Raw genomic sequence first — 23,195 nt, forward strand, 5'->3', positions numbered from 1 at the left:
GCTCCGTGACTTGGGTTGAGGTCAATATACTTCCACCTCCGCCAGCACCGGGCAAGCCTTGCTCTCCGCAATGTTCACCCGAATAGCCTCAGTCTCTACAGGCGCATCCAGCTTCAATATCCTCTTGTAGCCGATAGTGGTACCCATGGCAACTTGTTTCCAGGCACCATCCACTTTGGCTTCCACAGTAAATGCTTTTACTCTTTGCCCCAGCTTGATGAATTCCTTGAGGGTCACATAACTAACGGTCGTCAATGCAGGCAAGGTAATCTCCACATTGCCCGTGATTACCTCATCATCCGTTGCCCAGTAGGTGTCAGTTTTTCCATCGGTCAGGTTAGCCGCACCATACGCCTCAGCTTCTCCTCTCACCGTCGACGCTGTTGCTTTGGCATCTAATGCCACATTGGTGCTAAAGGCAGCATCAAGCAGCTTTTTCCAGCCTTGCAGGGCGGCCACATCATTTTCATGAATCAAACCCCGGCGATCCGGCGGGATATTGAGCAGCAGGTTGGAGCCACGCCCCACCGACGTCATATAAATCTCGAACAATCTTTCCGGAGTCTTAACGAGGCTGTCTTCTTTCGCATGGTAAAACCAACCTGGCCTGATGCTCACGTCTACTTCGGCCGGAATCCATTGCTGCCCTTCAACGTGGCCCGTATTCAACAAGTCGGTGATGCCAGCCTGCCCAGCGTACAAAGTATCGTTGCTAATAGTGTTCCAGTTGGTTTCCCCTGCGAGCCCTCTTTCGTTGCCCACCCACCGGATACTCGGACCCGCATCGCTAAAGAACAGCACCTTTGGCTCCATCTTCCGCACTATCTCGATGGTGGTTGGCCAGTCGTAATAAGTTTTTCCATCAATGCGACGCTTTTCATTGGCTCCTCCATAATAGCCATCACCGCCATTGGCTCCGTCAAACCACATTTCGAAGATGGGCCCGTAGTTGGTGAAGATCTCCTGTAGTTGATTCCTGTAGTAAGTTACATAGTCTGGGCGGCCGTATTCCGGATGATTCCTGTCCCACGGAGAGAGATAGATGCCAAATAGCAGCCCTTCCTTTCTACATGCTTCTGAAAGTTCTTTCACCAAATCCCCATTACCATTTTTATAAGGACTATTTTTGATGGAATGTTCAGTATAGATACTGGGCCAAAGACAAAAGCCGTCGTGATGCTTGGCAGTTAAAATAACCGCCTTTAGCCCCGCATCTTTGATCACTTTTACCCATTGGCTAACATCCAGTCCGTTTGGGTTGAATATGCTTTCCGGCTCATCGCCAAACCCCCATTCCTTATCAGTAAAAGTATTCGTTGTAAAGTGAATAAAGGCATATTGCTCTAATTCATGCCACTTAAGCTGCTCTTCGCTAGGCACAGGAAAAACAGGCATCGGCGGCACAACTGGTTTGGTTTCGCAGGCAGCCGAAATGATCACGAAGAAGACTGATATCTTAAGAAAGGAGGATCGGGTCATAAGTCAAATTGTTGGATGTCGAAATATAAGGACTTATGCATTAACAGCCGGAGGGTTTTCGGCAATTCTGTGCAACCAAGCTTTGAGCCAGCGGGACGATAGTATTGGAATCAATAACCTCTTGGCGCAACAATTTGCCGCCGGAAGCGTTAATAATTGTATTAATACGTTAAAAATTATAACTTTTTGTAGTCTATGCAGTTATCTAAGGCTATATGGCACAACAAGTTCAACCATCAATTAAACCAGCAAATCATGAATTCTACCAAATTAGTTTTTGGATTAATTATCATTTTATTCGCCAGTTGTAAAAGCAATAGTTACTACGGTGCTATTACTTACAACGAGGACAAGTTTACAGGTACCAAGGAAGAAATGGCCAACTACCTGGTTGAAGTGCAAAACAAAACCCAGTTTATCAAGAATGCCTCAGTATTCGCCGGAAAAGACTCCAAACTGAGAACAACCTATCTGGCAGCCAATGACGTCGCTTCCCTCATGGGCGATGTGCTGTTCGACTTAAGTATTGTTTCGACCAAGTCGGGAATGAAACTACCCAGGGCGCTGGACAGTGATGCAGACCGTGACTATCAGTTTATCGAAAAGCAGGCGGGAACGGACAAATTTGATCTCTACTATATCAACGAATCACTCAGATACCTGACCGACCTTGAGAAAATGATGAAAGCCTATGCCTCCGATGGAAAAGAGGAGCAGGGCAGGTCGTTCAGTAGTAAGCATTTGACTGAGGTAAATACCTCTATCACGAAGCTTGAAAAGGCCCGGGACGAAGTTAACGCCAGCACGCCAGCCACAAGCAAATAACCTTTAAGGTTTCCACGAAAAATATTATTTTCCCCGAAGGCCGGTATATCAAATCATGGCAAACATTTTGTGTGTGGTGATTTCATTAAACCCCTTTAAGAGAAAATGAAAATCAATTGGTATGACTTATTGTTATACCGTAACTTTTGAGCAAAATTAAACAACTGACAAATTATGTTACAACACGTAAACAGGTGGATGAAAACAGGTACCCTAAATGGCCTACTTGTGTTATTGATTGTTTTAGGAGCTTCTTCCTGCAAAAGCAAGAAGAAAATGAGGGAAGTGTCCAACAAAGAGCCTATGGAAAAGGTGGAAAAGGATATTTCTCATGACAATGCGAACAAGGAGATGGAAAACGATGCCAACAAGGCAAAGACTGCCCCTCCGGCTACGCTATCAACTAAATTATCGGGATACTTCGCCGCTATTTCTTCTGCGCCAACTGTCGCTTCGGCCAATAGCAGCATCAATGAAGCGCTGATGTTGTTTGCTTCGCCGGGCGTTCCCGTTTTTATTATCATTTATGAGTCTTCCTCAGGAGAAGTGGATTATGATGAGCCAACCACGGCGGAGAAGTACCTCAACTATTTGAAAGACCAAAAGAAGAACCTGAACAATATCCGGGACATGAAGACCAATGCCTCAGGAAAAATCACAGAACTCGAGCTCATTAAAAGGTAGAGGTACGATAACCATCCAAAAAAGAAATAACCATGCATAAGATATTCAAATATACATTCTCAATGATGCTTGTTGCGATGATGGGCACAGCGATGGCCCAAACCGCCGACATCAGCCCCCGCAGAAAGCAGGCGATCGACTCACTGGCACTTGAAAAAGTGAAAGACCTGAGCAAGTACATCAGCATTATTGGTGATAAAAAAACAGCCTATTCAGAGGCTGTAAGGGTAATGGACAGGGCGGAAGAACTATTTGCCCCTGATAGCGAGATGGGCGTGTCTTCCCTTAGCTCTACCGACATCAATTATTATAAAGTAAGAAAGTATTTCGAGCGCTTGATGGCCCTCAACTACGACAAAGTAAACATCAAGTGGTACGACATTCACTACATCAGTGACCTGGAGCGCCAGCCCGATGGTCGTTATGTAGGCGTGATTACTGTCTATCAGCGTTTTGAGGGTACTTCGGACGATGGCATGACCTACAAGGACACCACCAAGAAGGACATCACCATCTACGTTGAGAGAAAGAAAACCCAAATTTCTGGTCGCACCATTGAGTTTTGGGACGTGATGCTGGGTGATATCAGGGTAACCGAAACTTCTGCATGATAAGGATGAAGCGGCTGTTTTATGCGCTTCTTCTTTTGTTCTCCATTTTGTCAGCCGGGCAGGTCAGCGCTCAGGTGATTGACGAAATGGGGGACGAAAGTAAGTTGTATGCCTCTACGAAGCTGGTAAATCAGTTTTTCCGCCGCTTTAATGGCGAGGAAGATGAAAAAGGCGAGCGCTACTACGAAGGCAACAAAAACTTCCATGATCCGGCCATCCGAAGGAGGTATATAGGGATTCTTTTTGATAACCAGAATACGATGATTCCGGCCTCCTTGAAAAAGGAGTTTGCCCAGGAGATGACTGACAAGTCGGGGCAGAAGTTCCTTGACTTTCACTCCGGCAATTGGATGGCTGAGGTGAATGCCCTCTTTACCTATCAGGGGAAAGAACAGCCAGTCACGCTGTTTATGAAGCTTCAACCTCAGCGCCTGGGTTACGAATGGGTAATTGAAGAAGTATATTTTGAGCCCTTCAAAAAATATTTCCACAAAGATACCACGGCTGCAAAGAAGTTTCTACACCCAATGAGCCATGAGCTGGATTTCATGAACCTGCGCAAGGCGTTTCAGGAAAGCGAAAACCCCGAGTCGTATACGCCGGATGAATTTGCACCAAGCTACCTCACGCTTTTTCTTTATGAAATGAAAAGGGGAAATTTGAAATTCAAAACCGTCAGGGAGGTGAAGTTTCATTTTTTTCAGCTTAACAATTGGTATTTTGAAGTGTCTCAATTCAATCGGTCGGGCTATAACTCAGGCTGGTTGATTTCTAATATTGTAAAAACGTCTGAGGAGAATAAAAAAGCGATCAAGAACTATTTATATGGGAAGAATTAGTCTTCGGTATGCCGTTGTCTTTTTATTAGTTGGAGCGTTCTCTACTACCGGAGTGTTTTCTCAAGCTGTCAATCTTAACCAGGACGACCTGAAAATCTATGAGCAAAAAAGCAAAGACCTGGTGTCTTTTCTACAGTTTATGCTCAACACTGTTGGCGATCAGACAACTTCTGCCAGAGACAAAGAGGTGATCATTTCTGAAAGCTATTTGAAGGTGTTCAGAGACGGAAAAGTACAAATTGAAGACGATCTGCTCACAGACAGGCAGGTAGTCATCAACAAAGACGTGCAGGCCTACTTCAAAGACGTTGACTTCTTTTTTAAGCATGTTTCCTTTGAGTTTGAAATACTGAAAGTAGAGCCGCTCAAAAGAGACAATGGACAGTGGTATTTCAAGGTAGAAACCAACCGATTAATAAAAGGAGCGGGAATAGAAGGCGATGCCGTCTCCAACACCCGAAAAAGGTTTATTGAGATCAACCTCGACGCTGAAAAGGACGATCTGAAAATTGCCAGCATTTATACAACTAAGATAAGTCGTGAAAAAGCACTGAGGGCTTGGTGGAACACTCTTTCATATGAATGGATGGCGTTACTACAGCAGACTGCAGCCATAATACCTGCCGATAGCGTGAGCAATGCCCAGTTGGAGACTATAGCTACAATTGACAGTCTTGATATTTCTGATAACAGATACCTGGCAGACATCAACCCGCTGGAAATGCTGCCTGACCTGGTGTACCTGAAAATGAGCAACACCCGGATAACACACCTTAGTCCGGTGAGGAGCTTATCGAACCTTCAGCACCTTGACATTTCAAACACTAAGGTGGAGGATATCACCTTTTTGAAGTATTCCGAAAAGCTAAATATGCTGGATGCTTCTTTGACGCCAGTATATGACTTAAGCGAGCTGGCTGGTCTTTCTGACCTCCGTGTTTTGCTGCTGAAAGGGATTCCAGCATCTGACTTTAGCGCCATTTCCTTGCTGACTGAACTTCGTTGGCTCGATGTTTCCCAAACAAGCCTCTCTACCACAGCGTCACTCATCAAACTCAGCAAGCTGGAGGAACTGAATGTTTCGTCCACTGCCATTGCCTCTTTGGAAGGATTGGAAAACCTCAGCAAGCTGAATGTGCTTCAAGCCAACAGTACTTTTGTCTCAGACCTCTCGCCACTTTCCGGGTTGAGTGGACTAAAAGACCTGATGATCAATGACTGCCCGGTTTCGTCATTGGACCCCCTGCTGGGAATAGCCTCTCTGGAAAAGGTGTATTGCGACAATACCTCTGTCTCAGACAAGCAGGCCGACGACTTTATGAGTAAAAAGAAAAAGACGCTGGTGGTGATGAACAGCCGTCAGCTGGATGCATGGTGGACCGGCTTGACCGGCGAATGGCGCCTGGCACTGATGTCGCTCATGCAGGTGCCAAAGGGGCAGAAACCTACAAAGGAGCAGCTGGTGAAGCTGGTCAATATGGATTCTCTTGTACTTGTGAACAAGATGCTGTCCAATCTGTTGCCACTGGAACGATTCAAAAAGCTTAATTACTTAGACATCAGCAAGAACCCGATTGATGAGCTTATTTCATTGTCGAGGCTGGGGGATATCAAAGTGCTGAAGGCCAATGATACGCCGATAGAAAATATTGCTGGGTTAAAAGGCATAGTCACACTTGAAAGGATTGAGCTGATTAACACAAAGGTGTACGACCTAGAAGTACTACAGGGTTTGCCACGCCTTCAATACCTAAACCTCGACGACACCTTTGTTTCCAGGGGTTCGGTGGTCAACTTTATACGCACACACCCTGATGCGGTGGTGATTTTTCAAACAAAAGAAGTAATGGCCTGGTGGGAGGCCTTATCAGTAGATTGGCAAACGGTGTTCCGCCAAAATCAAAAGTTGAGCCCAGGCCCCACAAGCGCAGAGTTGCACCGATTAATTGCGCAAACCAGTATTGACGCCGTAGGTTCGTCTGTTAAATCGCTGGCGCCTTTGTATGCCTTTCTGGATATTAAGACACTCAACCTAAGCGGTATTGGCCTTTCATCGCTCACAGAGCTATCACGACTCGACAACCTGGAAGTCCTCAATATCTCCAAGAACCCAGTCTCAAATCTTCTGCCCATCCAGGGTCTTATTCATCTGACAAAGCTTGACGTAAGCAACACCGCTGTTGCCGACCTGCGGGAAATTGAATATTTCAGAGAGCTGGAGGCGCTTAATTGCGCTGGCACTCAACTGAAGAATCTTAAGGGTATAGAGAGGTTTGACAGACTAAAAGAAATTGATTTCTCAAATACCAAAGTGGGGAGGTTAGACCGTTTAATAGACATAAGAGGCTTGCAGTCGCTTACCTGCTTTAATACGAAGGTTTCGGAAAGGGAAATTGAAGACTTCAAATCTCAGCAGCCTGATTGTAAGGTGACCTTTTATTAAGTCGACTTCGGAACTAGCTTCCGTTAACCTATTTTTATTTAGCTATGGGATCTAATCGAACGAGGAAGCTGGTTTACGGCTTGCTCACTTTGTCATTTATACTGTTTGTATCTCCTTTCTTTGTCTGGTGGGGGGTAAAGGCCGGACTGTTCGGAGCTATTCCGAATGCTGTCGAAATTCAAAGCATAAGAAACAACCAGGCCTCCGAAATCTATTTCTCCAACGGTGACCTTCTCGGTAAATACTACCTGTACGATAGAACCTCGGTGGATTACGATTACCTTCCAACTCACGTGGTCAATGCGCTGATTGCTACAGAGGATGCCCGCTTTTTCGAGCATCATGGCATTGACTACAGAAGTCTTTTGCGGGTCTTTTTCAAAACGATCGTTTTGCAGGACAACAGTGCAGGTGGCGGCAGTACCATTACCCAGCAGCTAGCCAAAAACCTCTTCCCACGACAGGATTATGGGCTTCTGAGCGTTCCGGTTAACAAGTTCAGAGAAATGGCTATTGCTGAAAAGCTGGAAGAAGTCTACAGCAAGAATGAGATCATAGCGCTGTACCTCAACACCGTTCCCTTTGGTGATCATGTATTTGGTGTGGAAAGTGCTTCGAGGCGGTTCTACAATGCGTCGGTGAATGACTTAACGATAGACCAGGCCGCTGTGCTGGTTGGCATGTTGAAAGGCAACTACGCTTACAATCCAAGGGTGTTTCCCGAGAGATCACTGAACAGAAGGAATGTAGTCTTATCGCAGATGAATAAATACGGTTACCTGACCGAACTGGAGCTTCATGCCTACCAGGATTTGCCAATCGAGCTGGACTATACCAAAATGACCCTGCATGAAGGGCCTGCGCCGTATTTCAGAGAGCAGATGCGGATGCAATTGCTGGAATGGTGCAAAAGTCATTTCAAAGCCCATGGGTCACCCTACAATTTGTATACCGATGGACTGAAAATATACACCACGCTGGATGCCGGCATGCAGCAAGCGGCAGAGCTTGCTATGCAAAAGCATATGGCAGCGCTGCAAACCGCCTTCGAAAAGGAGTGGGGAAACAACGCTCCATGGCTAGAGAACAAGTCGCTGATAGAGCATGCAGTTAAGCAAACGCCCATTTATCTTTCTCTCCTGAAAAAAGGACTGACAGAAAAGGAGATTTCCGACTCATTGCACAAGGAAAGGACGATGGAGCTTTTTGAATGGGCTGGAAACAAAGAGTTAAAGGCGAGTGTGTACGACAGTGTGCAGCATTACCTCAAATTTTTACAGGCCGGTTTCGTGGCGATGGATCCGAAAACCGGGGCTGTGAGAGCCTGGGTAGGCGGTATAAACCATCAGTACTTTGAGTATGACCACGTAAACGTCAACACTAAAAGACAAGTGGGGTCTACATTCAAACCCTTCGTTTTTGCCAGCGCCCTGGAAAATGGAGTGAAGCCGTGCGACTACTTTTCTTCGAGGCAAATTACTTACGAAAACATGGAGAACTGGGCACCCGAAAATGCCGAGGCGGAGACCCATAATTTCTATACCATGAAAGGCGCTTTGACGCACTCCGTCAATACCGTGTCGGTGAAAGTGCTTGAAGAAACGGGAATAGCGTCAGCCGTAAAGTTGGCCAGGAACCTCAATATTTTGAGCACATTGCCGGAAGTGCCCTCACTGGCGCTAGGCACAGCAGACATTTCGACAATAGAGCTGGCAGGGGCTTACGCAGCTTTCCTCAATCATGGGATATCCGTTGCACCTCAAATGTTGCTAAGAGTGGAGGATGGCGAAGGGAAGGTATTGGAAGAGTTTGTTGCCGACGAGCAGCAAGCCGCCATGAGCGAAAGCACCAGCAAGATCATGCTGGACATGATGCAGGCAGTGGTAAAAGACGGAACTGGAAAACGACTTCACTCCAGGTACAACCTCTCCAATACGATAGCAGGCAAAACCGGTACTACTCAGTCGAACCGTGACGGGTGGTTTGTGGGAATGCTCCCAAATTTGGTGACAGTCACTTGGGTTGGTGCAAATAATCCTAAAATTTATTTTAAAAGTACTATATTAGGGCAGGGAGCTTCGTCAGCTTTGCCTATATTTGCATTCTTCCTGGAAAAACTCAATAAAGACAGTCATTATAATGGCATTACCCGAGAGAGATTCGCTGCTCCTTCGGATGACTTATTGCATTTAGTTGATTGTGATCCGTTTAAAGAAAAGGAAGGATTCATTAAGGGACTGCTTACGAGAAAAGAACAGGAAGTAAGGGACTTTGGTGAGGAGAAAAAGAAGGGCTTTTTATCAAAAATAAAGAGCATTTTTAAGAAGAAGGAAAATTAGTAACCAGTGTTTATTTTAAATGATTAGCTATGAAAGGAATGATTTTACCGGAGATCAGAAGGAGTGGGGTGCTTATCCTTTTGATCGGGCTCAATGCCGGGATGGCATTTGGCAAACAAAGTGATGAAAATGGTACGCTGCAGGCCAAGTACAAAAAAATGGTGGAAGATGCAGAGACCTATGAAAAATATAAAGTAATAGCTACTCAACAGCTCAATAGCTTTTGGGGAGAAGTGGAAGATAGTTTGGTAAGCTATCGCAAAGAAATAGCGGATGTTAAAACTGCCATAGCTAATATCAACTCAACACTGGAAGCCGCTAACGATAGTCTGGCCGTAGTCAATGAGCAACTTCAGGCCAGCGAAGAAGTTAATAGCGAGATAAGTTTTCTTGGTATGTCACTCAATAAGTCCTTCTACAATGTGGTGGTTTGGGGAATTGTAGGGGGGCTGCTGGTTTTGCTGGGCATCATGTATGTTTCATTCAAGAACAGCCATTCCATTACTAACCGAGCCAAGAGAGACCTGGCCCAGGTATCTGATGAACTTGAGGAGCTTCGTCAACGATCCAATGAAAAGCAGGTAAAACTGAAACGTGAATTACAAACAGCTGTGAATCAATTGGACGAAGTTCGAAGAAAGACTCCGGCTGGCAGATAGCCCTTTACTTTGTTGTATGTGGGTGAGACTACCCTGGTTAATCCACCCACTTAGTTAGTTTCTAATACCCAAGAATCCTTTTGCGTTGTTCAAACGCTCTGCGGGCATCCTTCGCTCTATCTACCCGTAACAAGTTCTAATTTTACTTAGTAAAATACAATAATTTATAAAATTTATCGTATTTTAAGTGATGTACTCAAAACGGGTGCATCGATAAGTTTTTTACCATAAACCAATTAGCTATGAAAAATTACAAGTTGATTTTGTTTGTGGCCGTGCCGATGATTTTGGCTGGCTGCAACAAGGAAAAGGTGGAGAATTTGACGACTGAAAATGTGGCCCTCAAGGGCGAGAATGACAGGTTGGAGGAGACGCTCAATAGCTACCTTGAGACTTTCAATGAGATTGAAAGTAACCTGGCGGAGATAAAGGAGCGTGAAGAGAAAATAGGGCTTGCTACCTCTGATGAAGTGGAGAATTTGCCCTCCGCTGAGAAGGCAATTGTAGCAGACATAAAAGCAATTAACGCACTTCTGGCAGATAACAAGGCCCGAATTGCTGAGCTACAGCAAAATCTGCAGGGCTCGTCTGTTAAGATGAAAGAATTCAATAAGTTGGTAAACAATCTTCAGGCCCGGGTAGAAGAAAAGGATGAGGAAGTGAACGAGTTGAAAGTTACGCTGGCAGCATTGAATACTTCCAATAAAGAGCTCTTAGACAATTTGGCAGTACTTTCGATGAAAGTGGACACCCTCAATGGGCTTAAACTGGAAAATGAGACCACCATAAGCGAGCAAAGTGACTTGCTGGCCACTCAGCAGGAGCGACTCAACACTGGTTACGTAGCCACAGGCACCTATAAGAAACTGGAGGAGGAGCAAGTCGTTACCAAAGAGGGGGGAGTATTAGGATTGGGTAAGGTAGAGAAGCTGAACGCTGATTTTAACAATGCTTCATTTGAGCGAATAGACATCACAGCAACAAGTGAAATACTACTTGCCGGGAAAAAAGTTGACATTGTTACAAATCACCCTGGCGACTCTTACAAAGAGAGAGAAGACAAGACCGGGGACTTTTCTACTCTGATAATAACCAACCCTGAAGAGTTTTGGAAATCTTCAAAGTACCTGGTGGCGGTGGTTAATTGACCCGGTCATCAGTTTTGTTCATCTAAGAGGGATCTTTCGCCGGATCCCTCTGCTTTTTACACCTTGATGTAAATGTTTCTTTTCTCAAGCCATTTGCCGGCTGCCCAGCAAATCATCATAAATACAAGAGCGAAGGCCAGCGAGTTGATATAGGGAGGCAGCCAACTGAAAAGACTCTCATAAATCACACGGAAAAGACTTCTGTCTCCTATTTTGACAACATACATAGTGATGGCCAGGTACTCGGAAAGCAGGTAAATGAAAAGGGGATTCTTCCCGAAGGTCTGGAAAAAACTGAATTTGTATGGCTTGGTAGAAAACTCGGTCAGGTAGATGATAATTCCAATGATGATGAAGTCCAATCCAATAGTAAGAACCACAAAAGAGCTTGTCCAAAGCTTCTTGTTGAAAGGGAAAATGAAGTTCCACAAGTAGGCTACCAGCAATATGTACGTGCCATATAGCATGACCTTGGCCAGTTTTTCGTAGTTGACACCCTCCTTGAGATAAAGCCCCAGGAGGTAGCCACCAATGACGTTCACAATGGAAGGCAGTGTACTAAGTATCCCTTCCGGTTCAAAAGCGACACCCTCGCCGTGGTACATGTGCCCTTCGCCTAGAATCAGGAGATCCAGTGTTTGCCCGGCATTGCCCAGCATAGTGAGGTCGCCAAACCACGACATGATCGCCCAGTAGCCAAGCAAAAGCACTGCGGATACCCAGTAGAGTGTTTTGGTAGAAAAGAAATGGATCATCAACGCACCGGCGAAGTAGCAAATGGCGATTCGTTGCAGTACCCCTAGCATTCTCGTGTCGGAAAATGGTATAAACGACCAGGCGCCAGAGGCATCCTGTCTGAAAAAAGGAAACCAGTACATGATAAAGCCCAGAAGGAAGATGAGGGCGGATCGCTTTAAAAGCTTCAAAAAAACGTCTTTAAACTCCCAGTCTTGCCATTTCGGCATTACAAAAGCCAGGGCATTGCCTACAGCAAAAAGGAAGGAAGGAAAAACAAGGTCGGTGGGGGTGAAGCCGTGCCAGTCGGCGTGAAGCAGCAGAGAGAAGGTGCTTGCACCATCGCCAGGTGTGTTCACAATGATCATGAGACAGATCGTCATCCCACGAAAAATGTCCAATGCTTCAAATCTTTTCATTTGAGGTAAGGTTAGGTATGTAGCACTACGTGTTCAATCGCCCCAATTATTTGTTGTTGGCGGCAACATTGTAATATCCCATTTAATATGAGGAAGTCAAAATATAAAAACAACCTTTGTGATAACTGGAATATCGGGCACCAAGTAAAGTTGAGAAAAATTGGTTTATGAGCTTCTTTCAAATGGTAAAACCGGATGGCTACTGGGGTTGAAACAATCGGCTGCAACTAGTCAGGGATTTATTATCCATGCCATGTAGACAAAAATTTATGTCCGTTAAAAGACTTTCGTCGGGCTATTGCTGGCAATTCTAACCGCTTATAATTAACTTTTAACCCATTGGTGATGAAATGGTTAACAAAGTATGCTAAATCCCAACGCTATGAAAAAACTACTTACAATCTTCTTTTCAATGCTTTTCTTTATTGCTTCGGCGGAAGAGCAACCCCTGAAAGCCAATTTCAAGGAAGGCAACCCGAATATCAAGTCGATCAATGCCATGACTTTTGGGCCGGATGGTATCCTTTTTATCGGCGATTCTAAATCGGCTTCAATTGTTGCCCTCGACACAAAAGATGCAAAATCCACGGAGGCTCCGGCCAAAATAGAAATGAAAAATGTAGACGTGGCTATTGCGGCTGCGCTGGGAACAACAGCCGATAAAATTTCTATTCAGGACATGGCGGTAAATCCACTGTCTAATGTCCCCTATTTTGCTGTTCACAACCAGGACGGGACGCCTGTGTTACTGAAGCTTGTCGGCGATAAAATTGAGTGGGTACCTCTCGACAAGGTTTCTTATTCTTCAAGAGGCATTGAGAACGCCTACGCTGAAGATTACAAGGACGACAGAGGTCGGGCGCAACGAGTCTGGACAGTATCCGACATAGAGTACAAGAATGGAAAAGTGATGGTGACTGGGCTGAGTAATGCCGAGTTCAGCTCTACTTTCAGAAGTATGGCGTTTCCTTTCGGGAAAAGCCAGGACGATGCATCGCTCGAAATATACCACGCTGCACACGGCCGCTTTGAGACTTACGCACCAGTTAAAACCTTTACGACAGGCACGATTAACGGCAAAGACTATCTGGTAGCTAGCTACACATGTACGCCGCTGGTGCTTTTTCCGATGGATGAACTGAAAGGTGGTAAACACATCAAAGGCCGCACTGTAGCCGAATTTGGTGCCGGCAATACGCCTCTCGATATGGTAGTGATTGATAAAGGCGGTGAAAGCTTTCTTTTGATGGCCAATAGCAACCGTTCGGTAATGAAGGTGAGGTTCTCGGACATTGCCGGATTTGAAGGCAGCCTGACAGAGCCGATTGAGGAGCCTGGTAAAACGGGTGGCGTGAATTTCATAGCTCTTCCTATGGTAAATGTTGTGCAGCTGGATAAATTAGGAGACAAGAACTTTGTGATGCTGAAAAGAGAAGCCAATGGCGATCTCAACCTTATCACTGGCAATGATTTCTGGTTGTAAACTCACCCATACTTGAAGAAATATTACTTAACACCCCTGCTGGTTTTAAGTTGCTTTGTGGCTACTGCTCAACTTTCTCCTGAGTTTGTTTTGGAGGAAGGAAAGGCAGTAGCCATTCAGTTTACTTACACTGGCGACCTAAAAAGACTTTCAGTTGGACTCCAGAATAACCCCAAACCCATTTTTGGACATTTTCTTATTGAAGGAGACAAAACTATTTTCAGAGCGGCTATTCCTTTTGCTGAAGGGCAGGAGTATGTGATCAGGGAAGGGGAGAAATTGCTTGCTCAATTCCGTTTGGAGGGCAACAACGAGCCGCCCCCCATGGTACTGGCCGTTTATCCAAGCTCAAATATTGTTCCCGCCAACCAACTTAAGATGTATGTCAAATTTGATCAGCCCATGAGGGCAGACGGCGTCTACGAGGACATTTATGTGGCAGACGAAAATGGGCGGAGGTTGCCTGGAGCCATCTTGCCGTTGCAACCACCTCTTTGGAATGCGGAAAATACCACACTTACGCTTTGGTTTGATCCGGGGAAAATAAAACGGGACTTGCAACCCAATCAAATGCATGGTACGCCGCTACAACCGGGCAAGCGATATTCATTAGTAGTCGAAGGAGCCTTTAGTAGCCAAAAAGGAGCTCAGTTAGGTCAGCAGTTTAGTCGTCCATTTTCCACTAGTGATGACGACAGGGAGAAGCCAAGCCTTGAGCGTTGGAAACTGGTGGCCCCAGCTCCAGGAGGTAGGGATGCTCTCAGTGTTAAATTCGGTGAGCCGATGGATCTTGGCTCATTGGACGGAAAATTTAGTGTGAAGAGTGAAGATGCAGATCAGCAAATAATTGAGGGTACTTTTGAAACTCAGCCTGGGGAAGTCGGACTGACTTTTCAACCAACTAAGCCATGGTTGGCAGGTGTGTATCAGCTAATTATTGATCCAACCATTGAGGACCTGGCAGGCAACAACCTGCAGCGCCTTTTTGATGAAGATACAACAATTGAGAACCCAGATTTGACGAAGCAGGATTGGCAAATAAGATTTGCCATCAGGTAAAGCATTTTTTTCAACCAGATCAGCCAAAATTCCATAAATTCACATTTCAATTAAATCCGTCTTACTATGCGCAAGAAAATACTAATTGGTGTCGGTGTGTTTGTCGTGCTGATTGCTGCCGCCTTCTTCTACATGGATAATCGTAACCGGACGTTAAGCCCTCCTGGTAGTGCCGAACTATCCAATGGCGGGGTAAAAGTCTCTTTGACTTACAGCCGACCCTCTGTTCGTGATCGGGTAGTTTTTGGAACGGAGGAGGAGGGAGCACTGCAACCTTATGGGGTTTACTGGAGGCTGGGAGCTAACGAATCCACGGAGGTGACTGTTGATAGCGACGTAAATATTAACGGAAAAGCTCTTAAAAAGGGAACTTACAAAGTTTATGCAGTTCCTGGGCCGGAGAGTTTTGAGGTGATTTTTAATACAGAATTGGGAAACTGGGGCTATTCTGAGGCTGACCATGAGCTAGACATACTCACGACTTCAGTACCTGTAGTGAGAGACGGAGCCCTGACAGAACAACACACGATCACTTTGTCTCCGGCTGATGGTGGCGTGGATATCAATGTGGCATTTGAAAAAGTAAAGTTCACCATTCCAATAAGGGCTAACTAATAGTAAGATGACTGCCTACATTTTGGTGAAATACCTACACTACATGGGCATCCTGGCTGTATTCAGTAGTTTGGTGGGTGAGCACCTGCTTTTGGAAGACAAGCTTTCCCGCAGAGCCATCCAGCGATTGTCCGTCGTAGATGCCGTGTATGGAATCGGCGCCCTCCTCGTGATGGGCGCTGGCTTTACACTGTGGTTTGGCGTGGGCAAGCCTGCAGAATTCTACAGCAACGGTTGGATCATTTATGCCAAGCTTATTCTTTTTGGCATAGTAGGAGCTATTTCTTTGATTCCCACTTTTTACTTTCTGAAAGAAAGGAAGGGCGATCCAGACGAAGTGATTGACATTCCAAAGAAGATGAAAATGATTCTTCGCATCGAGCTGACTCTTGTATTGATCATTCCGTTGCTCGGGGCCATGATGGCGATGGGAGTGGGGGCAAGATAAGAAACACCGCTGCAATTTAATTGAGAAGTACACCTATTTCATATAGAAATTTTTCAAAGTCTTTGTTGTTTGATGGAATAATTTGCCTTACTTAAGGTAGTTTTACGAGAGGATTTCTGTGCTTTCACATTTCCTGACTACAGCAGACTATGAAAAATATTTTTAGTATTCTTATTTTATCTTGTCTTGCCAGCTCCTTATCAGCTCAGTTTAACACCGGACGTACTTGGTCTGATTTTTATGTATTTGATCCAAAAATTACTAATCCAGCTTTAGCTGGACTTAATGAAAAGCAAAACCTATTGCTGGTAGCTGACTTTGACATGCAACCCAGTTACGCTACTTCTGTAAATGGATACATGCTGTCTGGCGACAGTAAGGTAGAGGGGATCAATGGTGCTGTTGGAGTCGTAATAGGTATCAATAGCTCTAATATTTTCTCCAGTTATTCTCAATCAGTGATGTATACTTACCAGCACAAAGTATCAGCTGACGCTGAACTGGGGATTGGGATGGGAGTTAATTTGAATCAGTATGCTTTCTATTTATTCTCGGATTGGGATGGGCAATATACTCCTTATGGGCAGGTGCCCGAAGGAAATGTAAATGGGGTCAATGCTGATGTTGATCTGGGCTTGAGCTACAAATACAAATCATTTCTCCTGGGTTTAAGTATGCAGAACGCAGCGGCATCAAAGGCCAAATTCACAGACGGCTTATCTGCCTACAACAGCAGACAGGTCAATGTGTTTTCCCAAACCATTTTTCGCCTCGGGCCAAAATTTAGCCTTGAACCTATACTTATGTATGTTCTGTATCTTCCCAGGTCTTATTCCTCACAGAGCATCCTGGATGTTAATTTACTTCTGAGATTCAGTAATAAAGTCTTTATTGGAGCTAAATTCAGTCCTTACAAAAGCTATAGCAATGACTACCCTGTCGGGCCAGTGAGTGTATATGCTGGACTAAATCTTACTGACTCTTTTCAGGTAGCTGCGAGGGCACGCCTGAACATGTGGTCTATGGAAAATCAGTACAGCGATAGCTACGTAGGAGTAATGCTCAAATATGGTTTTAATAATAAAATGTAATACGAGTAACCTTGCGATGATTAGCGGCGGAGAAGCCTTGTGTGGTCTATTTTTATTTTTAAATATACGTCTTTCAGGTGGTTACTAATTGACTACATCTCTTATTGATATTACTATGCTAGTCATGGGTAAATAATTAATTAAAATAATCGTAGACAGTAAAAGCATGATGTTTTCTATTAACCGTTAAAAGAGATGAAAACAATTTCACTTTCCCTGATGCTTATTTTTTTGTTAAACGCAGCCTCGGGCCAGACACTTTCCCTTAAGGATTTCTATTTTTCTGCTCCGCTTTTTATCAACCCTGCCATGGCTGGTGAAAGTGATGACCAAACATTTACGTTGATAGGCAGCGTTCCAACCAGTGGTATTGATGGAGCACCAGCTAGTGTATCTTTTTCTTATGATCAACACCTTAAGACAATCAACAGTGGCATTGGAGCAGCCATGAGCAGGGAAACATTAGGGGTGCATGCTGGGTGGAGGTATACGCTGATGTACAACTATAGATGGAAATTTTCCGGAGGGAATGAGCTTGCTTTGGGTAGTTCTTTTTTCTACATCCGACAGGAAAGTGATTTTTCTAAATTAGGCGTTTATGGTAGCTCTTCTGTCCTTGCCGGCGTGATGAGGTCAGACTATTTTAGCTACGACCTTGGAGCGAGCTACTCGTTTTTTAAGGGCACAAAGGCAGGTCTTAGCTTTGTTAACTACCCGTATAATTATCGGGAAAATTTTTCCGAGGATTTCTCGGAAATTAAAGAAAGAAGGAAATTAATTGCATTTATCCAGCAAGATTTCAGGCTAAGCAAATGGTTAAAGTTTACGCCATCGGCACTTTATGCTCTCCCGGGAGAGCTTCCGGCAATATTGAATTTGAATGCTACGGCCTACATTGGCAAATGGGCGTTTGTTGGTGCACAATATTCAAACAATAATAGTCATAATAACACATCAAATGTTTTTGCAGGCGTCTGCTACAGCGATGCCCTACAGATTGGTGTGAAGGTATTCGAAAAGCAATCTCCCCAAGCATATGGCTATCGTTCGGCTGCGTTCATGCTGCAGGTAAGTCCGAAAAGGAAGAGCACCACCGCTATGTGACGCTGATTGTGCAACAATTGGCGACTTGATTGAGGGGCGGTTAGAATCGTGCTTTCAAACCGACCGGATGCCGTTGAAGGTTAATGTATCCACAGGTAGATGAATGACGTAACGGAATAGTGCAGAACATAGTACCCTACACAGTATTCCTTAATCCCAGGTAGCTGACCTGGATAATAATAATGGAGCCAATTCGCCAAACATGGGCTCCATTATTGTTTTTAGTACAAAACCCTGAACCTAATCGTCCCCTCAATAGCCTTAAGGTCGGTCAGTACCTCCTTGTCATACTTCTTGTTGATGTCGGCGATGACGTAGCCTGTCAATTCGTTGGTTTTCAGGTACTGCCCAACAACGTTGATTTCATGCTTGGCAAAAACCTGGTTGATTTTGGCCATAATGCCAGGTATGTTCTCATGAATATGCAACAGCCTGTGAGCCTCCTTGAGCAATGGTAATGTCACATTAGGGAAGTTGACACTGCCGCTGGTGGAGCCAGTGTTCACATACTCAATCATTTTGTTGGGCACGTAGGTAGCGATGTTTTCCTGAGCTTCCAGCGTGCTGCCGCCAATGTGCGGAGTGAGGATGGTGTTAGGTAGCCCTCTCAACTCACTGGTAAACTCTTCGTTGTTGCTGATGGGCTCATGCGGAAATACATCCACTGAACATCCACTTACTTTTTTCGATACAATGGCATCTTTCAACGCTTTGATGTCAACGATATGACCACGGCTCAGGTTCATGAAGATCACACCATCTTTCATTTTCTTGAACTCAGCAGCACCAATGATGTTTTTGTTGGTTTTTCTGCCATCCACGTGAAGACTAAGAACGTCGGAAATAGCCAGCAGCTCGTCCAGCGTATTGCATTTGGTGGCATTGCCCAGCGCCAGCTTTTCTTCCACGTCAAAGAAATGCACCTTCATGCCCATCGATTCAGCTAAGACAGAAAGCTGAGAGCCTATATTGCCGTAACCGATAATGCCCAGGTTTTTGCCTCTGATTTCGAAGCTGTTGTTGGCCGACTTGTTCCATACGCCGTCATGCATTTTTGCAATTTTATCGGGCAGGTTACGGATCAAAAGAATCATTTCGCCAATGGCCAGCTCCACTACCGAACGTGTATTACTAAATGGTGCATTGAATACTGCCACGCCTTTCTTTTCTGCTGTTTCCAGGTCGATCTGGTTGGTGCCAATGCAAAAGGCACCGATGGAAATAAGCCGTTGAGCACTTTCCAGTACCCTTTTAGTCACTTGAGTTTTTGATCGTATGCCAAGGATGGAAACATCTTTGATGCGCTCTATCAACTCGTCTTCATCGAGGCCGGCTGCGTGAACCTCTACCTGATAGCCTTCTTCTTTTAGTATTTCTATGGCCCTTGGGTGGATGTTCTCCAGCAAAAGTACTTTGATTCGATTCTTAGGGTAAGAAAGGGTGGTGTTCATCTTGTTCATGTACAAAAATTCGTCGAAGGATGGTGTTATATGGTCTGCTTTATCAGTTACTTTTTTTCTGGACACATTTTCGGTGAAGGCATAGAATTTCTTGGCAAAGCCTGCCGCCTTTATTTCATAGTCGGTATAACCATCGCCAATAACATACACCTCTCCATCAAGGTTCAGCGATTTAATAAGGGCTGGCTTTCCGTTACTTTTGGATAGGATATTGTTTTCGTCAAAACCTATTATATTTCCTTTGTCGTCAAAGCGGAACTCATTCGCAAATACGTTTTCAGCCTTTACCCCATGTGGAGTCACTATAGGGACAATGAACTCTTTGAAGCCATTGCTTATAATGAAAATATTGTCGCTATAGGTCTCAAAAAAGTCTTTGTTACGCTTTACCGACTTGGTAATGAGTTTGTTCAGCCTTTCGATAAGTGGCGGCAGGTGGTTTTTATGTGCTTGCAGAAGATCGAGCCTGCGTTTCAGCGATTCCCTGAAGTCGATGCTGCCTTCCATCCCTAAATCTGTGATGTCTTTTATTTTTTGCAGTACTTCTTCTTTTTCGGGTCGGCCTTCCAAAGATACCTCACATAACACGTCCAGGGCTTCAACTTTTGTAAAGGTGCTGTCAAAGTCAACGACGAAGAATTTCCTTTCTTCCATTTATGGCTTGTTTTAAGCGCACTAAGTTAAGTATATTCTCGACTGAAGAATGAACACGCTTCAATAAAAAGCACAGTAAACGCACCCATCCTTTTAAATAAATGACTTCATATTTAACCGCATACGATTGAAATCAAATCAACCTAAGGTTTGGGGGTTTTTGAACCCATGGAAAAAAATCTTAACAAGTAAGAAGCGAAAAGACCGTTTAAAGAAATCAGTGCTGTTTGGCCTGGCGATTTCAAACGTCGCCTTTGCTGCAACTGCGGCCTACTACTTCCGAAATTATGATCCCAGGGAGGTAAATCTCGTGCTTGGAATCGTCTATGGGATAGCCGTGCACTATGCTCTGGGGCTTTTGTATTTTCACCTGGATCGTTGGGTCAACAAGCGACAGGCTCCAGTGGGTGCATGGGTTGTATCTTCGATAACGGTTTGTTGGCTCATTGGGAGTAACTTTCTTCGTTTCCCATCTCAATACTACTGGTTGGGAGCGGTGGGCGTATGGCTAACGGCGTTGCCTTTGTCAGCATTTTTATTTGGTATTCTTTCCAAAAAAAAATCATCGAAGACCTTTCTCAATCTTGCGTTCATGCTGGGGTCAGTTGGTTCACTCATTCTCGTCATAGGCTTCTATTGGCTTACTTATATTCGGAGCCCCGAGGAGGCGACGCTGCCTTCGGTTCCGCCAATGAGAGGTAGCCAGTTGACCCTGGCCGACCCGACATTAACCGGCGCTTTTGCTGTGAAGTCTTTTAGCTATGGATCGGGAGATAGCAAGAGACGGAAAGTGTTTGCTAAGGAGGCGAAGTTTGTCACCCCTACTGTTGATGGTTCCCGGATCATTCCAGCCTGGAAAGGCGACAAACATAAGGGCAGAGAAAAATACTGGGGTTTTGGACCAAAAAAACTTCCGGTAAACGGACTGGTTTGGATGCCGGAAGGGGAAGGGCCGTTCCCTATTGTGCTCACCGTGCATGGGAATCACTCTATGCTGGAGTACTCCGACCCCGGTTATGGCTACCTTGGAGAGTGGATGGCCTCGAACGGCATCATCATGGTGTCCGTTGACGAAAACTTTCTGAATGGCTCACCTGATGGAGACTTTGGCGGCAACGAAATGCCTGCCAGGGGTTGGCTGCTGCTGAAGCACTTGCAGCAGTGGAAACAATGGAATGAGGACAAAACTCATGAGCTGTTTGGAAAAGTTGATCTGGACAGAATAGCGCTGATTGGTCACAGCAGGGGAGGAGAAGCTGTAAGTATTGCGGCTGCCTTCAATGAGCTTCCCGCTTTTCCAGACAATGCGCTGGAAGCTTTTGACTTTCATTTCGGAATTAAGGGGGTGATTGCCCTGGCCCAAACCGACTACCGGTACGAGAGGCGTATGGAGTTGAAAGGCGTGAATTTCCTGGCCCTTCAGGGTTCGCTGGATAGTGATGAAGATAGCTTTTACGGGCTTCGTCAGTACAGAAGAACAGAGTTGACCCACAGCACTTTTAAGGCAGGAGTACTCGTTCATGGAGCCAACCATGGGCAGTTCAATACGATTTGGGGAGCCAATGATGCCGGGCCTCCGTACAGCTACCTGCTCAACAAAACGCCGCTTATCGATGGGGACCTACAGCGTGAAACCGCAAAAGTGATGATTGGTGCATTCCTCAAGTCAACACTTTTTGATCAGGTCGATTACAGGGCTGTGTTCAGAAACAGATGGTCTGCCGACAATTGGTTACCCAAAAATAATATCAGCGTCGTGTATCAGGATAATAGGATAACCATGCTGGAAGACTTCGAATCTGATATTGATATTGAAAGTTTTGGTAATGGAAAAGCCAAAGCCGACAGCTTCAAGGTGTTCCGAGAAGAGCTGATGCAGTATAAAGGCAAGCTATTGCAGGAAAACAATGCATTGCTGCTGGGCTGGCAGCTTGACTCGGCGTCTGTGAGCACAGCCACCTATAAAGTAAGCTTCCCGGACGGCCTCGGAGAGGCGTTCAACCCCAGTCAGTTTGTGTTCGACTTGTCGCATGGGGACAAAGAATTGCTGGATTCGATCAACGGGGAGTTGTCTCCTGACTTCAGGATCATTTTCAAAGACAGTGCGGGCGTCGTTCTTCAAAAGCAGCTTAGTGACTACCACGTGCTGGCACCCAGGGCCAAATCTCACTATTTCAAATCGGACAAAATGACCAGGGATCGTTTCAATGTGTTTTGGGAGCCACAGTTTGAGTATGTGGAAATAGACCTGAGCGACACTGAGCTTAATTGGTCCGGGCTAACTGAGATAAGCTTTGAGTTTAGAAAGCCGTCGAAGGGAATTGTTTACCTTGATAATATGGGGTTTCGGCGGTGATGGCTTTCACGAAAAGCAGCTAGGTATGAACGGAGAGTTTGTCAATGTAAACGTTGATAAACTCATCCAGCCTTTTCAGCCTGTATTGCATCACCCACCTCGGGTGCGGCAGCACTTCCAGCCTTTTGAAAAAGCCGTTTTCGTCATTCAGCTTTGAGAGAAACTTAAGGTTTTGTCCCTGACCCAGCACGTAGGCCACCTCACGGTTGACGCCCATTTGCAGCTGGCTTTCGAAGCAGTTGGTCATGAAATCCACCCAGGGTTTGGTTTGCAGCTCCTTGTGGTCGTAGTAGTTGAGGTTTTTGCCATTCATGGTGAAGCCCACGGGTGACACAGCCGAAAAACAGAAGTGCTGGTAGAAGGCTTCGGGGCCACCAAAAGCAGCAATCATGTGATAGATAAACGTTGAGGAGAGCTCCTGCTTTCTGGCGAGGTTGTTTTCAATACCGCAAATGTCCTGTAACTTCAAAGGATCAGTGAACGGAATGCCTGTGACCCCACCGCCAAATCGGCCCGGGTTAATGCCAATAATGAGCGTTCTGGCCTGATTGTCAGAATAGTATTTTCTGTAAAAAGTCTGCGTAAGTGCCCATGCCTTGGCTTCTGCATATGGGTTCATCACTTCGACGTCCTTTGGCACTTCAGGCCACTCAAGGTCTGCCAAAAACGCAAGGAGTTGATCTGCAAATGTAGCATCTCTATTTGAGGGTAGTTGTTCCATGGCATGAATATGATAAATGGAGC

The 23,195-nt window shown here is 45.2% G+C and carries 19 protein-coding genes; 15 read left to right on the forward strand and 4 right to left on the reverse strand.

Going from position 1 to position 23,195, the window contains the following annotated elements; translation table 11 throughout:
• Nucleotides 1-21: 21 nt before the first annotated feature.
• Nucleotides 22-1,479, reverse strand: coding sequence for an alpha-L-fucosidase (locus tag RIF36_RS13010; RefSeq protein WP_350119067.1), 1,458 nt, complete (start codon nucleotides 1,477-1,479; stop codon nucleotides 22-24).
• A gap of 255 nt (nucleotides 1,480-1,734) precedes the next feature.
• Between RIF36_RS13010 and RIF36_RS13015 the strand changes: the two genes are divergently transcribed.
• From RIF36_RS13015 to RIF36_RS13050, 8 genes are all read left to right on the forward strand, one after another.
• Nucleotides 1,735-2,304 carry a hypothetical protein gene (locus tag RIF36_RS13015; protein ID WP_350119069.1) on the forward strand — a complete coding sequence of 190 codons (570 nt, stop codon included), beginning with the start codon at nucleotides 1,735-1,737 and terminating at the stop codon, nucleotides 2,302-2,304.
• A gap of 174 nt (nucleotides 2,305-2,478) precedes the next feature.
• A complete protein-coding gene (locus RIF36_RS13020) occupies nucleotides 2,479-2,988 on the forward strand; it encodes a nucleoid-structuring protein H-NS (RefSeq protein WP_350119071.1) in 510 nt (169 codons plus the stop codon).
• A 62-nt stretch (nucleotides 2,989-3,050) separates the two neighbouring features.
• Nucleotides 3,051-3,599 (forward strand): hypothetical protein, encoded by a 549-nt coding sequence (locus RIF36_RS13025; RefSeq protein WP_350119411.1) that lies wholly within the window; start codon nucleotides 3,051-3,053, stop codon nucleotides 3,597-3,599.
• Entirely contained in the window at nucleotides 3,596-4,438 is an 843-nt protein-coding gene (locus tag RIF36_RS13030) for a hypothetical protein (protein ID WP_350119074.1), read from the forward strand. Before RIF36_RS13025 ends, RIF36_RS13030 begins: the two co-directional genes overlap by 4 nt.
• A complete protein-coding gene (locus RIF36_RS13035; RefSeq protein WP_350119077.1) occupies nucleotides 4,425-6,881 on the forward strand; it encodes a leucine-rich repeat domain-containing protein in 2,457 nt (818 codons plus the stop codon). The genes RIF36_RS13030 and RIF36_RS13035 overlap by 14 nt, the downstream gene beginning before the upstream one ends.
• Nucleotides 6,882-6,925: 44 nt before the next feature.
• Nucleotides 6,926-9,220, forward strand: a complete 2,295-nt coding sequence (locus RIF36_RS13040) for a transglycosylase domain-containing protein (RefSeq protein WP_350119080.1) — start codon at nucleotides 6,926-6,928, stop codon at nucleotides 9,218-9,220.
• 29 nt (nucleotides 9,221-9,249) lie between these two features.
• Nucleotides 9,250-9,879, forward strand: a complete 630-nt coding sequence (locus tag RIF36_RS13045) for a hypothetical protein (protein WP_350071245.1) — start codon at nucleotides 9,250-9,252, stop codon at nucleotides 9,877-9,879.
• A 242-nt stretch (nucleotides 9,880-10,121) separates the two neighbouring features.
• On the forward strand, nucleotides 10,122-11,027 hold the full coding sequence (locus RIF36_RS13050) for a Cbp1 family collagen-binding glycoprotein adhesin (protein WP_350119083.1): 906 nt from the start codon (nucleotides 10,122-10,124) through the stop codon (nucleotides 11,025-11,027).
• A gap of 56 nt (nucleotides 11,028-11,083) precedes the next feature.
• On the opposite strand, the gene RIF36_RS13055 is transcribed toward RIF36_RS13050, so the two are convergent.
• Nucleotides 11,084-12,181 carry an acyltransferase family protein gene (locus tag RIF36_RS13055; protein ID WP_350119086.1) on the reverse strand — a complete coding sequence of 366 codons (1,098 nt, stop codon included), beginning with the start codon at nucleotides 12,179-12,181 and terminating at the stop codon, nucleotides 11,084-11,086.
• A 382-nt stretch (nucleotides 12,182-12,563) separates the two neighbouring features.
• Here RIF36_RS13055 and RIF36_RS13060 point away from each other — a divergent pair, with 382 nt between their 5' ends.
• From RIF36_RS13060 to RIF36_RS13085, 6 genes are all read left to right on the forward strand, one after another.
• Complete coding sequence (locus RIF36_RS13060; RefSeq protein ID WP_350119089.1) at nucleotides 12,564-13,664, forward strand: hypothetical protein; 1,101 nt, start codon at nucleotides 12,564-12,566, stop codon at nucleotides 13,662-13,664.
• Between the two features lie 12 nt (nucleotides 13,665-13,676).
• The gene (locus RIF36_RS13065; RefSeq protein WP_350119092.1) at nucleotides 13,677-14,723 is read left to right on the forward strand and encodes an Ig-like domain-containing domain; all 1,047 of its coding nucleotides are present in this window, start codon (nucleotides 13,677-13,679) and stop codon (nucleotides 14,721-14,723) included.
• 66 nt (nucleotides 14,724-14,789) lie between these two features.
• Complete coding sequence (locus RIF36_RS13070; RefSeq protein WP_350149360.1) at nucleotides 14,790-15,338, forward strand: DUF2911 domain-containing protein; 549 nt, start codon at nucleotides 14,790-14,792, stop codon at nucleotides 15,336-15,338.
• A 7-nt stretch (nucleotides 15,339-15,345) separates the two neighbouring features.
• Nucleotides 15,346-15,786 (forward strand): DUF2214 family protein, encoded by a 441-nt coding sequence (locus RIF36_RS13075; protein WP_350119098.1) that lies wholly within the window; start codon nucleotides 15,346-15,348, stop codon nucleotides 15,784-15,786.
• Between the two features lie 149 nt (nucleotides 15,787-15,935).
• Nucleotides 15,936-16,877, forward strand: a complete 942-nt coding sequence (locus tag RIF36_RS13080; protein ID WP_350071266.1) for a type IX secretion system membrane protein PorP/SprF — start codon at nucleotides 15,936-15,938, stop codon at nucleotides 16,875-16,877.
• Between the two features lie 195 nt (nucleotides 16,878-17,072).
• On the forward strand, nucleotides 17,073-17,981 hold the full coding sequence (locus RIF36_RS13085) for a PorP/SprF family type IX secretion system membrane protein (RefSeq protein ID WP_350071269.1): 909 nt from the start codon (nucleotides 17,073-17,075) through the stop codon (nucleotides 17,979-17,981).
• Between the two features lie 221 nt (nucleotides 17,982-18,202).
• On the opposite strand, the gene serA is transcribed toward RIF36_RS13085, so the two are convergent.
• Nucleotides 18,203-20,095, reverse strand: coding sequence for a phosphoglycerate dehydrogenase (serA, locus tag RIF36_RS13090; RefSeq protein ID WP_350071272.1), 1,893 nt, complete (start codon nucleotides 20,093-20,095; stop codon nucleotides 18,203-18,205).
• A gap of 127 nt (nucleotides 20,096-20,222) precedes the next feature.
• Here serA and RIF36_RS13095 point away from each other — a divergent pair, with 127 nt between their 5' ends.
• Nucleotides 20,223-22,451 carry an alpha/beta hydrolase gene (locus RIF36_RS13095; protein WP_350119101.1) on the forward strand — a complete coding sequence of 743 codons (2,229 nt, stop codon included), beginning with the start codon at nucleotides 20,223-20,225 and terminating at the stop codon, nucleotides 22,449-22,451.
• Nucleotides 22,452-22,470: 19 nt separating this feature from the next.
• Here the strand turns inward: RIF36_RS13095 and RIF36_RS13100 are convergent, their stop codons facing one another.
• Nucleotides 22,471-23,172, reverse strand: coding sequence for a uracil-DNA glycosylase family protein (locus tag RIF36_RS13100; RefSeq protein WP_350071278.1), 702 nt, complete (start codon nucleotides 23,170-23,172; stop codon nucleotides 22,471-22,473).
• Nucleotides 23,173-23,195 lie beyond the last annotated feature (23 nt).

The organism is Imperialibacter sp., from assembly GCF_040222815.1.
Taxonomy (GTDB): Bacteria; Bacteroidota; Bacteroidia; order Cytophagales; family Cyclobacteriaceae; genus Imperialibacter.